The following is a 13,563-nucleotide window of genomic DNA, read 5'->3' on the forward strand; positions in this document are numbered from 1 at the left end:
ATGATACATTCCCCAATACTTTTGAAAGATATTGCAATTTCTTTCTCACATAAAATTTGCTTTGAAGACTTTAGCATTCATATAAACTATGGCAGCCGCATTGCTATTATTGGTCGAAATGGATGCGGGAAAACGACATTATTGAAATGTCTTCAAGGTACAATGAGGCCAACCAGCGGTTTAGTCCAGTTACCCCAAAATACCCGTATTGGTTATGTACCTCAAATTATTGAAAACGATACTTCATTAAGCGGAGGACAGCGTTTCAATAAGGCTGTTACAAGGGCGTTGAGCCTTGATCCCAACATTTTGTTGCTTGATGAGCCAACAAATCATTTAGACAGACACAACCGTAAAAGCCTCTTGCGTATGTTACAGTCTTATCCTGGCACCCTAATTGTCGTAACGCATGATACGGAACTACTTAGAACTTGTATTGATACCCTATGGCACATCGATAATGGTCAAATCCACGTATTCACGGGCGCATATGATGATTACATCCGAGAATTACGCAACCGCCGATCATCTATTGAGCAAAAAATATCCCTTCTTAAACGCCAAAAGAAGGACATCCATCATGCTTTAATGAAAGAGCAAACTCGCGCCGCTAAAAGCAAAGCCAAAGGCACGAAAAGCATTCATCAAAGAAAATGGCCTACGATTTTAAGCCCAACCAAAGTAAGTAGGGCGCAAGAAACCTCAGGTCGCAAAAAATCTGCCATAGAAGAGAAAAAACAAGATTTAAGCGAGCAACTATCGAATCTACACCTACCTGAAATCATTGTACCTAAATTTTCTTTAAGTAGCACAAGAATTGGTGAACGAAATATTCTATCAATTCGAAATGGATGCACAGGATATGTAGGATTTGAACCCCTGCTGCAAAAAATCAGTCTATCAATAGGCTCAAGAGATCGCATCAGTATTCAAGGTGATAATGCCAGCGGAAAATCAACATTGATTAAAGCAATTTTAGATGATAGTCGTGTGATTAAATCGGGTGATTGGCATACTCCAAAGCTCGAGGATGTTGGGTATTTGGATCAGCACTACAGTACCTTGTCTGCCCAAATGACAGTATTAGAAACGATTGTTACGCTTATGCCAACCTGGTCTCATATTGAAGTGCGTCGCCATTTAAACGATTTTCTATTTCATAAAAATGAAGAAGTCAATAACAGCGTTTCGCAACTTTCGGGAGGCGAAAAAGCGCGCCTAGCGCTTGCACAAATAGCTGCTCGCACACCTAAGCTACTTATCCTTGATGAAATTACAAATAACCTTGATTTAGAAACAAAAGAGCATGTAATGCAGGTGCTCAAGGCATACCCTGGCGCGATGATCGTTATCTCGCATGATGCTGATTTCTTAGATCAAATTAGTATTGAAACTTACTTGAAAATTAACAATGGCCTTTTATTAGGATAAACTGGGCTAATCTATAATAGTCGAAATTTTTAGATTACTTTTTGCATCAGACTTACAGGATGAGCATTTAGCACATCTTCACCGATCCCTTGCCATCCTAGTTTTCTGTACCAATTCGGTAATGTAGGGTCAAAAGCAAGCAAATAGAGCTTTGGGTATTTCATGCTGCGCGCTTTACTGATAGCCGCATCTATTAATCTTTCACCTATCCCTTTACTCCTAGCGTTAGGCTCCACATACAAAGATCCTAACCATGGTGTTAAATCAGGGCGTATGCCATCATTTACTCTAAGTGAACAGGTTCCTACTGCCTGGTTATTTTCTAATGCAACAAATGTGATTGGCAAGCTATCTTTATTCAAATGTTCACTCAGTTTTGATTTAGCTCTGTCTAGGGTTGAGCCAGGATTATAATGTCCCCACTCGTTAAATACCCACTCTGCCACTAATGGTAGATACTGTGGGTGGTCTTTAAGATAAGCAATATCGATATTCATATTTTTCTCAGTAGATAACACATGGTGTGATCTGGGCCGTAAGGTTGAAGCTCAAAAAGTGGTTTAAAGCCATTATGTTCATAGAATTGATACGTTTTTAAATAATGAGGATCATTATGCTTCGGGCTTAATGTTTCTACGGTCATTGTGTAAATTTTATGTTCGAAGCAGTAATTTTCTGCAAATTTCATCAATAATGCCCCGATGCCTTGGTGGTGATAAGATTTATCAACCGCCATCCAATAAATATTGGCATTATTTGGAAATGGAAATTCAAGTACAATTAAGCCAACGATTTTATTATCTAGCTTTGCACAAAATGAAGTGCGCTCCAAACATCCATTAGCGTAGCGCTCATTCGCTTCTGGGATCCCAAACCATTCTGGCAATCCTGCAGTTAGTTGCCGACATATTTTCTCGGCAACTACAGGATCTATCTTTTGAATGTCCACATTTATATTCAACAATCACCTAATCATTTATTATCTAGGACTCGAACGCTTTAACAACGCTATTTACATGGCCATCAATATCACCATCATCAGAACTCAATGAAAAGCGCGCAACTTGTTCATAAAAAGCATCCCGCTCAGTACGCAATGTGTTGAGAAACGCACTGTAATCATTAACCTTAGCTAATGGTCGGTTGTGCGAAATTCTTTCTAATTGAACCTTAGGACTTACTTGTAGGTAAACGGTAAACTCAGCCGATAATAAATCTCGATTGTTACTGTCACATACAATACTATCGTCAGTCGTCACGACAATATTATCTTGATTTGCAAGGTTAGATAAAATATCAGTCTGCGTTTTATGAAATGCTTTCTCTCCCTGTTCACCTAAAATCTCTTTTAAGGGACGCCCGATTGAGGGGGCCAAACTAAAATCTGCATCAACATATTTCCAACCCAACTTTTTTGCAATCGCTTGAGCGAACACACCTTTACCAGCACCACTATGCCCAACAATAAATATTCGTTTAGATTTACTCATTTTAAAATCTCCTCCAAGATAGTTAATTTAACAAACATTACAGAAGGTGGGGGCTAAATTCAAATATACGACAGATTTTAGCTACAATCAGACGAATGGAGTGACCAATGCTCCTAAAGGAAATGTAGCTATGCTGCCATTCTACTTCATACCCGGCATAAATATGTTAGTATACATTCTTATTTAATTGGAAATGCTTTTATAAAGTCATAGTTGAAAGAGTATATTTTCTCATTTTTGCCATTCCAAGAACCATTTTTTAGTGTAAATCCAATCACGTTTAGAGCCCTGCATAACCGTAGCAACGGCATTATAGATTTATAATTTGGAACGGGACGAACACTTGAATATCCATTCAAAAAGGCATTTTTGTCCTCAGAACTGATTTGCCACTCTCCATGCTCAATTGGGCAAAAATCCTCTTCCGCGAATCCTCCTCGAGCTGCAGACCAATCGATAATACCTTGAAGCTTGTTGTCCTTAACAATTAAATTACCATGTCGAAAATCCCGATGGGTAAAACAGGGGCCATCTACTGCTCTTAAAAGATGTTGATAAGCACTATAATATTGATAGCATTTATCACTTAGTTGTTTGGGTAGATGAACGTTGCATTCATGAAATACTTCTTCAAATTTAATGGCGAAATACTGCAAAGGATCTACTTCTAATTCATTTGACCTTGTAAGATCTCCATATCCGGTAGCATTGTGCTGATGAATGCACGCAAGTTGGCGACCTATTTCGTAAATCAGAGAATGAGTAAAATCTTCCTTTTGCAATAAATTACCTGAATAATGTTCCATCAAAATGGCACCATTGATCTCATTCTCTGGTGGTAATTCCTGAAATACTCTTGGTACAGGTAAATTAACTAGATTTTTCAAAAAATAGATCTCATTGAAATAATCAACTGGTTTCTGGCAGACTTTTAATATTCTTTTCTTGCCTGATGGTAGGATTACTTGATAAACAGTAGCAACAATACCCTCTTCATGATCAATGCGTGAAAATGTCGCATCTTGAAGCCCTAAACGTTGCTGATACAATTTAATTAAGCTATCCATTCAAAATTCATCTTAATTCAATTTCTGCGCAATCCAAACTAAATGTTCAGGTTGGTCGCTCTCTTTTAATATAATTTTAAAGTTATGGTGTTTAAGATATTTTTCATATTCAGATGGATCTAAACTATAAAAGTGTAATTCTTGATCCAACATTTCTGAACTTGCTGCTTCATAGGCAGCATCTCCTGATGTGAATTCTAAAATACCATTTGGTTTTAGCCATTCAGAAAAACGATGTATCATCATCTCATGTTCCTGTTTTGGTATATGAAACAGGCACCACCACTCAATTACTGCATCAAATTTTTCAGCCAATGTGACAGATCGAACATCACCTAAAACACCTTTCATTTTCGGACACTTTTCTTTAGCTATATCCAATAATTTTTGAGAACCATCAATACCCGTTACTTCAAACCCCTTTTCTATTAAATATGAAGCAATTGGGTATCCAGAACCACAACCGACATCAAGAACGCTTGATTGACTTGGGATCAGTTTTATCAATTTATCAAGGTATTTTTGTTCCTTATAAAAGGAATCGCGCATTTTCGCAAAACCTTCCGCGATTAAATCATATTTTTTACCTTGATTATCCATAATAATTTCCTAATCGTCTTCATCATATGGGCTAAAGGGATTAAATTTTGGCCCCATTCTCAGTCGTGGTGCTGAAATCCGGCTTTTGATTCTATCACCTTGCGCAAATTTACCTCTAGCATCTATACAAGATTGCAGACCTTCTGAAGGGCAATCATAGAGTAGATATAAAAAATAACGATAAATTTCTCTTGTTTCTTCGTAATCCGGCCAGTATGTATTTACAGAAAAATAAGCTTCCTTAAATTTACTACGCTTTTTTAACCATAGTTCGAGTAAACAAAGCTCAAGCTCAATTGGCCCTATGCAATAGCTTTCAATATCAACCAATGATCTCAAATGACCATTGTCCTCTAAAAATTGGCTAGGCCATAAATCAAGCATAATCAAACTTGATACCTTAGGTGGATCTATGCTCCGAGCCCTAGACAAGTAATAGGGGAGCATTTTTTGCACTAAAGGATCGCTTAAGGCTTTTTTCGTGCTTGCTAATACTTTGATTGTAGCTGCCAATTTCGTTGGAAATTCAGAAAGCGGATATCCCCGTTTATCAAGATTGCCAAAAAAAGAAAATGTTTGCCTATGAATATTTCCTAATAACGTTCCCAATTGTAGGGCCACATCGGGGCTTTTCATCATTTCTTCAGCAATTTCGCTTTCAGATATTATAGGATTACCATGCATCATTTCCAAAATGACATAGGGCTTTTTAAGTGGATTATTTAAATCACTTTCTGATCTGTATACTATAGGCGCGGGAATAAGTCCAAACTGATTAATGTGTTTGCTTAAATTATCCTGATTTTTAATTGAAATCTCATGCGTAGCACCAAATAACAAATGTAAGCCCTTCCAAAAAACACCGTGCATAAGTGAATCTTTGACAACTTTGACGATGTATTTGCCTTTTTCAGTCTTCACAGCAAATATTTCATTTGTACTATCATGCCCAGGAACGATTTTACGTGCCTCTAGCAATTTTGCATCAAAAATTAATTGCAGCCTTTCAATTAGTTTGTCATGCATAAAGAACTATCGCTTATTTTTTACCAATAACCAAACAGGACTGATAAAACCCAATACACCCCGCAGGGTTAGCGATCAAGTCATCAAGTTCTTGCGCTTGTATTTGCCATTCTTCATCACTTATCCCATGTGATAATGCATATTGTTTATATCCTTCTCTCGCAGGGCCAGCTAGAAGTTGCTTCTGCTGTTTGGTATAGAGTAATGGTTGATAAAGTCCGGCGAATTGAATATCAAATCCTACCTGTTTCATTTGGTGCAACAATTTCATACCAAAATTACCGTCCCTATCTTCCCCCTCCTTTTCAAGTGGAAAACGATGATCAGTTCGTTCGCCTCCCCAAGCCTTCACCTTTGGATAAGAAAAGGCAGCACTGACAATGCCTTCTTCAGCAATAAAAATACCGCCTTTAGGTAAAATCTGAAATACTTGCTCTATTACTTTGGTTGGATTATTTATGTGATGCAAAATAAAGCGACAGTAGGCTAAATCAAGGGATTCTGTTAATTTATTGATATCATAGGCAGAAAGAACTCTAAATTTTAACCAAGATAGAGATTTTGATTTCGTTAACTCTATAGTTGCCTTAATTTGGTTTTCATTATTATCAATCGCTATAACACTACCTTTATTACCTACCTGCTCAGCCAACCAAACGCTCATAGCGCCGCGCCCACAGCCAATATCCAAAACATGCATCCCTTGCCGTATACCTGCTGATAATATATGTTGCTTTGTATTCGCATTAAACATGACATCTAATATGTCGAGTCCTTCCTGCCCTTTTTCTCCAACCTCAAACTCATACTTATCTTCTCTCATGATGCTTTACCTTAATGTTTCTCTTCCAAGGTTATACTACATTGATGACCCCAGAAGGCTGGCGTTGAAAGATTATATTAATATTCCGTCATCTGTATCTAACAAAAAACCACCTACTTGTGATTGCCAAAGTTCAGAATATAACCCTTTCTTTGCTAATAATTCCTGATGAGTACCGTCTTCAACGATTTTGCCTTTATCAAATACTAAGATACGATCCATATGTAATAGCGTTGAAAGTCGATGAGCAATCACTATGGTTGTTTTGTTTTGCATTAACTCCCAAAGGCTTTCCTGGATATATTTTTCAGTAATCGAATCCAATTGACTAGTTGCTTCATCCAAAATGAGAATCGGCGCATTCTTCAAAAATGCTCTGGCAATCGCAATACGTTGGCGCTGCCCCCCCGATAGCTTCACGCCTCTTTCACCCACTAAAGCATCATAGCCTTTTGATAAACTTACAATAAACTCATGAGCATGAGCACGTTTAGCTGCCTCGATCACTTCTTCATTTGTTGAATCCAATCGTCCAAATTGAATATTCTCATGTAAACTTCGGTGAAATAATGATGGATCTTGCGGGATCATTCCTATATTTTCACGCAAACTATCTTGTGTGACCCTCTTAATATCTTGGCTATCAATCAGAATTCTTCCTTGGTTAACATCAAAAAGCCTTAGTATCAAATTAACAAATGTAGTTTTCCCGCCACCAGAATGACCAACTAATCCCACTTTTTGTCCAGATAAAATGGTGACCGTCTTATTTTCAAATAATGCCTCTGCATTTGGGTATTGAAACTGAACGTTGTCAAATACAATCTGCCCTTGTGTTACTTTAAGTGCTGTAGCATTAGGAAGATCATCAATTTCATGAGGTTCAACAATGATATTAAGTGCTTGGCGACAGTTTCCCACTTCTTTGGAAAACCTTAAGATCTGTTCGCCCATATTGAAAATATCACCGGAAATGCTAAATGCTATAGTTATTATTAGCGCAAAGTCACCTACCGTCACCAATTCATGTAATCTACCATAAATCAATCCTGTGAGCATGGCTGCAAGCAAAGTTGCAATCCAAATCCCTTGTATGGAATAAGCTTTTAATAAATACCACAAAAGTGCCCTGTCTTTCGCCATCAAATTATTGATGGATTGGAAAACCACATTTTCTTCATATTTGCGGTTTGCAAACAATTTGGTACTCATGATATTAACTATGCTATCAACTAATTTTCCACTCATCGCGTTGCCAGCTTCACTTAATGCATAAGAAAGCTTTTCGGACTTCTCAGCCATTAAATAAGATGTTCCTACATAAGCAAGTGCCCAAATAAATAACATCCAACCAAAAAATGGGTGTACTAGATATAACACGATTGATGAAATCACGACTGAAAGTGATCGTGGCATCAGATTATGGGTAAATATTTGGATTAAGGATTCCACCCCGCCTAATAAGTCAAATATCTTTTTTGACAAGCTTCCTGAGAAATGTTCACTGAAATAATGATAAGAGTGTTGAACCAAGTAATGATACATGGTTCCTGCAATATCTGATTTTATCTTCGGATAGAATTTCAATTGCGCATAGCGATGTAAGCTATAAACAACATTCAGCATCAAATTAACGCAAACATAGATAATAGCTGGCACTAATAATGTTGCCAAAATTAAATTAGCCTTGCCGCTTGTTGATGCCGCACCATTCACAATCATTTTTAATAAATAAGCATTAATTGGGGTAAGACATGCCTCAAAAAGAATGAAAATTATAAAAGTCATCAACGACCAAGGATGCCTTTTTAAAAACATTCTTATAAATGGCCCAAGCCTTTTAGGAATTGCTTTGCCTTCAGCTACTACTTGTGTTTTAGCCAGATCAATACTCATAATCATATCTCAATATTAAATTTTTTAATTAAAATCTATTTTCTACTCAAGAAACAATTTTAAGCCCTCATGGGATGGAACAAATCCCAACTGCTTATAAAATTCCAACGCTTCAGGACGCTTTTTATCCGTTGTTAATTGTACAAGATGACAACCGTCTTCTTTCGATTTCGCAATTGCCCAATTTAGCATGATTTTTCCAACCCCTTTACCACGATATTTGCTGTCGATCCGAACTCCTTCAATTAGCGCACGCTTTCCACCTTGATAAGTTAAATAAGTAATATAGGTAAGCTGTAAGCAGCCCACAATATTATCTCCAATTTCTGCAACAATTAATAAGTTATTCCTATCGGAATCAATAGCTTCAAAAGCTGAATAATATGCTTTCGGTAATGGATCTTCATATTGTTCTCGCTTTTTACCCAAATCATCATCAGCTAAAAGACGAACGATCTCACTTACATCTTCACGCGTAGCTAGTCGTATATTCATTGTCATTTTTGAAAGTCACTTTGTACCATATTTATGATATCATCCAGCTTAATGCCAGCTAAGCTCTTATCTAAATCAATATGATTGTGCTGAGTAACCCCAAGCATATCACTAAAAGCTTTATCACATGTACAATCAATGGGTAGTATGTAATACATTTCTTGAAGTTCGCTGTTTATCATATTATTCATATGTGCAGTACCTACAATTAGGACTGAGCCCTCTTTTACGGCCTTTACATCAATAATCCAACTTGCTTCACGAACCGGTATACCAAAGGCATCAAGCGGGATTTCATAGTAAGGATATCGAGATAAAATATTATTATAATGGAGCTTTCCTTCAAGATCTTTGACTTGAATACTAAGTTCCTTTTCAGCAAAGGATAATAAGCATAGCATTTCTTCAACTAGCGGATCTCCGCCCCATTTCTTATGATATATATTAATAGTCTCAGCTAATAAATGATTTATGCCCATTCTGTGTGCAGCAATTAAAGTAATTACATGTAAAAGAAATGACCCTTTTGATCCATGCACTTCTGAAAGAACAATGAGCAGTGGTTTTTTTTGTTTTGCTGCCTCTACTAAAGCAGCTTCAATTAAATGTGAGATCCTCTGGCTTATTTTTTCAATGGAATCAGCATCTAGTGACGGCTGAAATAACTGATAATAATCCTTCTTAACTGCATTATATAACCCTTCATCAATCTCTTTATGTTTATAATTACTCTCTATGAATGAAGGAATTTCATCATATGCTATTTTTGTAAATGTACCATCCTCATTTAACACAAAAAGCAAAGGGTTTTGGAATTTCAATGTAATTAACGAATGAATTCGTTGTTTAGTGGGACTACTATTTAAATATCTAAATGCAGTCACTAAATCAGGCTCAACAAATTTAAATGCATCAAATATTCCAACATGAATATGCATTTGCCGTTCATACAAGTCAAACTCCTCTTGAGTTTGATTGTGTAGCTTTTCATCAGTTTTGATGACTTGTATATCATATTTTCCAGTTATATTTAAACGTATCCTAATATTTTGAGATCTGCTCACAAATTCTTCTGAGCAAAGATCTGATATTACTATTGTTTTAGCAGCAATAAATAAGCTCTTTAGTTCATTTACATCATGTTCGTTCTTGGATTCAAACAATGGCATAAATTCTCTGGACAATTTGAGTCGTTTGATCAATACATCTTCGATTTGATTCCAACAATCTTGGACCAGCACCTTATTATTAGCATATGGCTCGTTCCTTGTCTTTAAAAAGGAAAGCGTCACATTTTCAACTAGAAATAACAAAATCATTAATTTTTTAATCTGTTTGTTACTTGATAACTGCTCTATTTCATTTTTTGTCAAATCACGCGCAATATTTGATTTATCAGCAACATTGTGCATGAAATCATCAATTAAATTATTTATCTCTTGGTCATATTTTGCTGCTATAGCAAGTGATTTTATTCTTGCAAGATCTTTTACTTGAAGCTGAAACATTTTTTTCTATCCTCTTTCTTGAGAATCATCAAATGATCTTTGACCAATATGCTGAGAAGGACAATCCAGGCTAGTTGCAGCTTTGTCAAAAGAAACCATCCTGGTTTTTTCTTGCCCATTAACAAAGCAATTAAAAATTTTGCCTTCTTTATCTAAATGTATGCTAACTTGCTTACCCAGGTGGTTCTCAAAATCATGGCTCATTGCAACAAGTTTAGTCTGATTCTTCTTCCCTACACTAAGCATCTTGCGATTATCACTTAAGTTTACCATCCCCTGTACGATCCCTTTGACTTGTTCAAAGGCTCGAGCAAAAGAGAATACTCTATCAGGAAATTGCTTGTTCAATTGTTTTATTTCTAGCCTTTCTCTAGCCAACTGTTGCTCTGAAATTTTTAGCTTATTTAAACTGGCCTCACGCATGTTTCTAGGCTCAATCCATCTTGCCTGAGCAAAATCCACTGCCATTGATTTCGATCGCTCACGACTCAGCGTTTTGTACAGCACTTCTTCATTTTTAAAATCCTTGTGATGTGCAAACAAAGCCAAACTTTCTCGATGTCGCGTGCACGCGACATAGGTTAAATGCCGATCAAAATGTTTCGATGCCAACACATAAGTCTTATCAACTGTTACACCCTGCGCTTTATGGATTGTTGCTGCATACCCATGATCCAGATTTTGATAGCTTCGAATATCGAAATTGACACATTTATTATCTTTGGATTCTAACTTAATGTTAAATTGGTGTTTGCCAATTGATTCAATTGTACCCAACGAACCATTCTTAACCCCAAGGGTCTTATCATTTTTGAGAAAATAGACTTTATCTCCTATCGCAAAATGTCGTTCACCCTTTGCTACTGTAAAGCTCTCCCCTCTCTCGATTTCGCCCGCAGCAATTCGCACCTCCCTAGCCTGCTCATTGAGCGATTTAACGCTCTCATTGGTATAAGCCAACATCAGTTGCGATTTGCCCTCAAGTCGATCTGCTGCCCAGGCTTCTAACATTAATCGTTCTGCAACCTTTTCATCTACCGCATGGCTATGGATTGCGCCCATAGCTTTATATCGCTCTAAGGCTTTTGTTGTGTTCCCTGTTGCAAATTCATAGGTTGCTTTACGCATTTCAGGGGAATGCTGCCGCATCACATCTGTTAAAGAAGCTTGCCCAAATCTTTCAGCCAGCGCTCTTGACGGCGCACCTGCTTCAATTGCCCCTAGTTGCTCCGTATCATGAACCAGAATAACCTTAGCACCAGTATCATTTGCATAACGCAATATCCTCTCAAGCTTTTGTGTACCTAACATGCCTGCTTCATCAATCACCAAGATATCTTGCTTTGTTAGCCCTTCCCTAACCTGTTCCCATTGCAGTAACCGTGAATCCACCGTCATGCTGGGGATCCCTGCCCCCTCTTGTAGGCCTTGAGCTGCTATCCCACTTAAACATATCCCCGAAACCTTACATCCTGATCCTTCAAAAGCTTCTTTTACAGCCCCCATTAAGTAACTCTTACCAGTTCCCGCCAAACCAGAAACGATTTTTAAATCACCCGCATTGATAACATGAGAAAAGGCCTGTCGTTGAGATTCACTTAAGGATTTGCCACTCAACGCTTGGTTTGCAGCCTTTAGATCAACTTGATGTGCTCTTTTAGCATCTAGCTCATAAGCTTGGTTAATCATTTCATGCTCAAGTGTAATCATTTTGATGGTGCTATAAACCGTTTTTCCATACTCATTTTCACCCAAAGTCACAATTTGCTTTGAGCTTTTAATAGCGGATAAAACATCTTGGTACTGATTTAAATCAGCACTATATTGATTTGCTAGTTTTGCAATATCGTAATCATTAAATACGGCTTGTTGCTGGGTGAGTTTTTCAATTGCCGAAGATGGATCTTTGATTAAACGCTCCCCATTAGCACGAATGATTTCGATATGATCAACATATTTGCCAAAATCATCCCCTTCCCCCCTGCTCATGGCATGGTGAGGCGCTTGGCCAAGATGGAGTCCTGGCTCTAAATCAATACCGCGTTCTTGCAAGCTACGGCAATCAATTCTGGTGGTATGTCCTGCTAAATGTAGATGAGCATTAGCTACGTCTTGCCAAAATCGGCGCTGCTCAAATACGTTTTCTCGTTTATTCCAATCTCGGTTTTTTAAACCAAAGCCTTTAGCGTTGACTTCTCGCATGGTAAGCAGAATATGGGCATGGGGGTTTTCAGGATTGTCTTCATGGATATTGATATCGGCAATCATCCCTTTGCTAACAAACTGCTTATCGCAATACTCACGGATTAAATCTACTCGTTCATCTTGAGATAACTCTTTGGGCAAAGCAATTAGTACCTCTCTTGCCAATTGTGAATCTTTTCTTTTTTCTGTGGCTTCTACCTCATTCCAAAGACGCTTACGATCCTTAACCCATTCCGGCGCATTTAGCGGCGCCATGATTTCTGAATACACTACCCCTTTCTTGTTTGAGTAGTCATATTCAACCCCCAACCGCTCATCTAATAAACGCTCACCCGCCCTATAGGCTGCTGCCCCTACGGCAGAGCGCCCTTGTGATCGCGAGATAGTTTTAACATCAAGATGAAAGATAGCCATATCATTCCTTAAACTTGTCAAAGCACTCTAAAACATGCATCAAGTGTTTTGCAAGCACACGTTGCTCGCAACGTATAGTGTGCGCCCTTCGCTTCTCTCAGGTGTTTTTGCCACTTAGCTTGATATTACTAATCTTCCTTTTCCTCACTTCTTAATCTAGCTTCTTTTCCCTCGCTGTGCTCGGCTTTTTATCAGACCAAGTACGTTATTCAGAAATTTAAATGAAAATTATGCTTATAAGCATAAGGATTTTCTTGTCTTCAAAGATCTCATCAATGAAAATTATTGATAATATTCATGAAAGGACTTAATCGCTATGTCGCAATCAACCCCCGAGCTAGAGGCATTAATGAAAAAGCGCGCTCAGCTTGATGCACGAATTCAAAATCTCAAAGCAAAAGAAGCATCTCAACAACGAAAAGATGATACCAGGCGAAAGATATTAGTTGGCTCTTATATTCTCGATAAATACCAAAAGTCAGGCGCGATGGAAAAAATTATACAGGAGCTGGACAAGTTTTTATCTAAACCCAATGATCGCGCTTTATTTGGCCTCACTCCACATGACGAAAAAGCGCTCTACCAAACACAACCAGAAACAATTTAAG

Annotated in this window: 13 protein-coding genes; 2 read left to right on the forward strand and 11 right to left on the reverse strand. The window is 37.7% G+C overall.

All coding sequences use genetic code 11. The annotated features are described in order from the left end of the window. Window positions 1–1,431, forward strand: a 1,431-nt coding sequence (locus HT99x_RS15425; protein ID WP_075067739.1) for an ABC-F family ATP-binding cassette domain-containing protein, incomplete at its 5' end; no start/stop codon positions are given. 29 nt (window positions 1,432–1,460) lie between these two features. Here HT99x_RS15425 and HT99x_RS15430 read toward each other — a convergent pair. The 11 genes from HT99x_RS15430 to traA form a co-directional block, all read right to left on the reverse strand. Beyond that, window positions 1,461–1,928 (reverse strand): GNAT family N-acetyltransferase, encoded by a 468-nt coding sequence (locus tag HT99x_RS15430; protein WP_075067738.1) that lies wholly within the window; start codon window positions 1,926–1,928, stop codon window positions 1,461–1,463. Next, window positions 1,925–2,392, reverse strand: coding sequence for a GNAT family N-acetyltransferase (locus HT99x_RS15435; RefSeq protein ID WP_158003431.1), 468 nt, complete (start codon window positions 2,390–2,392; stop codon window positions 1,925–1,927). The genes HT99x_RS15430 and HT99x_RS15435 overlap by 4 nt, the downstream gene beginning before the upstream one ends. A 22-nt stretch (window positions 2,393–2,414) precedes the next feature. After that, window positions 2,415–2,921, reverse strand: coding sequence for a shikimate kinase (locus tag HT99x_RS15440; protein ID WP_075067736.1), 507 nt, complete (start codon window positions 2,919–2,921; stop codon window positions 2,415–2,417). 179 nt (window positions 2,922–3,100) lie between these two features. After that, complete coding sequence (locus HT99x_RS15445) at window positions 3,101–3,988, reverse strand: phosphotransferase (protein WP_075067735.1); 888 nt, start codon at window positions 3,986–3,988, stop codon at window positions 3,101–3,103. A gap of 12 nt (window positions 3,989–4,000) precedes the next feature. Further along, window positions 4,001–4,588: a methyltransferase domain-containing protein gene (locus HT99x_RS15450; protein ID WP_075067734.1), complete on the reverse strand. Its 588-nt coding sequence runs from the start codon at window positions 4,586–4,588 to the stop codon at window positions 4,001–4,003. A 9-nt stretch (window positions 4,589–4,597) separates the two neighbouring features. Continuing rightward, the gene (locus tag HT99x_RS15455; RefSeq protein WP_075067733.1) at window positions 4,598–5,614 is read right to left on the reverse strand and encodes a phosphotransferase; all 1,017 of its coding nucleotides are present in this window, start codon (window positions 5,612–5,614) and stop codon (window positions 4,598–4,600) included. A 13-nt stretch (window positions 5,615–5,627) separates the two neighbouring features. After that, a complete protein-coding gene (locus tag HT99x_RS15460; RefSeq protein WP_075067732.1) occupies window positions 5,628–6,437 on the reverse strand; it encodes a methyltransferase domain-containing protein in 810 nt (269 codons plus the stop codon). A 72-nt stretch (window positions 6,438–6,509) separates the two neighbouring features. Further along, the gene (locus HT99x_RS15465) at window positions 6,510–8,333 is read right to left on the reverse strand and encodes an ATP-binding cassette domain-containing protein (protein ID WP_158003430.1); all 1,824 of its coding nucleotides are present in this window, start codon (window positions 8,331–8,333) and stop codon (window positions 6,510–6,512) included. A 42-nt stretch (window positions 8,334–8,375) separates the two neighbouring features. Beyond that, complete coding sequence (locus HT99x_RS15470; protein WP_075067731.1) at window positions 8,376–8,834, reverse strand: GNAT family N-acetyltransferase; 459 nt, start codon at window positions 8,832–8,834, stop codon at window positions 8,376–8,378. Beyond that, on the reverse strand, window positions 8,831–10,336 hold the full coding sequence (locus HT99x_RS15475) for a hypothetical protein (protein WP_075067730.1): 1,506 nt from the start codon (window positions 10,334–10,336) through the stop codon (window positions 8,831–8,833). Before HT99x_RS15475 ends, HT99x_RS15470 begins: the two co-directional genes overlap by 4 nt. 6 nt (window positions 10,337–10,342) lie before the next feature. Beyond that, a complete protein-coding gene (gene traA / locus HT99x_RS15480; protein ID WP_075067766.1) occupies window positions 10,343–12,955 on the reverse strand; it encodes a Ti-type conjugative transfer relaxase TraA in 2,613 nt (870 codons plus the stop codon). Between the two features lie 316 nt (window positions 12,956–13,271). On the opposite strand from traA, the gene HT99x_RS15485 reads away from it, so the two are divergent. Then, the gene (locus tag HT99x_RS15485) at window positions 13,272–13,562 is read left to right on the forward strand and encodes a hypothetical protein (protein WP_075067767.1); all 291 of its coding nucleotides are present in this window, start codon (window positions 13,272–13,274) and stop codon (window positions 13,560–13,562) included. The last annotated feature ends 1 nt before the right edge of the window (window position 13,563 follow it).

Origin of the sequence: Candidatus Berkiella aquae (assembly GCF_001431295.2) — a bacterium.
GTDB lineage: Bacteria > Pseudomonadota > Gammaproteobacteria > Berkiellales > Berkiellaceae > Berkiella > Berkiella aquae.

Excerpts from the sequence above, each read along its gene's own strand:
- HT99x_RS15465 (WP_158003430.1), bottom strand. The coding sequence starts at position 8,333 with ATGAGTATTGATCTGGCTAAAACACAAGTAGTAGCTGAAGGCAAAGCA.
- HT99x_RS15455 (WP_075067733.1), bottom strand. The coding sequence starts at position 5,614 with ATGCATGACAAACTAATTGAAAGGCTGCAATTAATTTTTGATGCAAAA.
- HT99x_RS15430 (WP_075067738.1), bottom strand. The coding sequence starts at position 1,928 with ATGAATATCGATATTGCTTATCTTAAAGACCACCCACAGTATCTACCA.
- HT99x_RS15445 (WP_075067735.1), bottom strand. The coding sequence starts at position 3,988 with ATGGATAGCTTAATTAAATTGTATCAGCAACGTTTAGGGCTTCAAGAT.
- HT99x_RS15475 (WP_075067730.1), bottom strand. The coding sequence starts at position 10,336 with ATGTTTCAGCTTCAAGTAAAAGATCTTGCAAGAATAAAATCACTTGCT.
- HT99x_RS15485 (WP_075067767.1), top strand. The coding sequence starts at position 13,272 with ATGTCGCAATCAACCCCCGAGCTAGAGGCATTAATGAAAAAGCGCGCT.
- HT99x_RS15460 (WP_075067732.1), bottom strand. The coding sequence starts at position 6,437 with ATGAGAGAAGATAAGTATGAGTTTGAGGTTGGAGAAAAAGGGCAGGAA.
- HT99x_RS15470 (WP_075067731.1), bottom strand. The coding sequence starts at position 8,834 with ATGACAATGAATATACGACTAGCTACGCGTGAAGATGTAAGTGAGATC.
- traA (WP_075067766.1), bottom strand. The coding sequence starts at position 12,955 with ATGGCTATCTTTCATCTTGATGTTAAAACTATCTCGCGATCACAAGGG.
- HT99x_RS15440 (WP_075067736.1), bottom strand. The coding sequence starts at position 2,921 with ATGAGTAAATCTAAACGAATATTTATTGTTGGGCATAGTGGTGCTGGT.
- HT99x_RS15450 (WP_075067734.1), bottom strand. The coding sequence starts at position 4,588 with ATGGATAATCAAGGTAAAAAATATGATTTAATCGCGGAAGGTTTTGCG.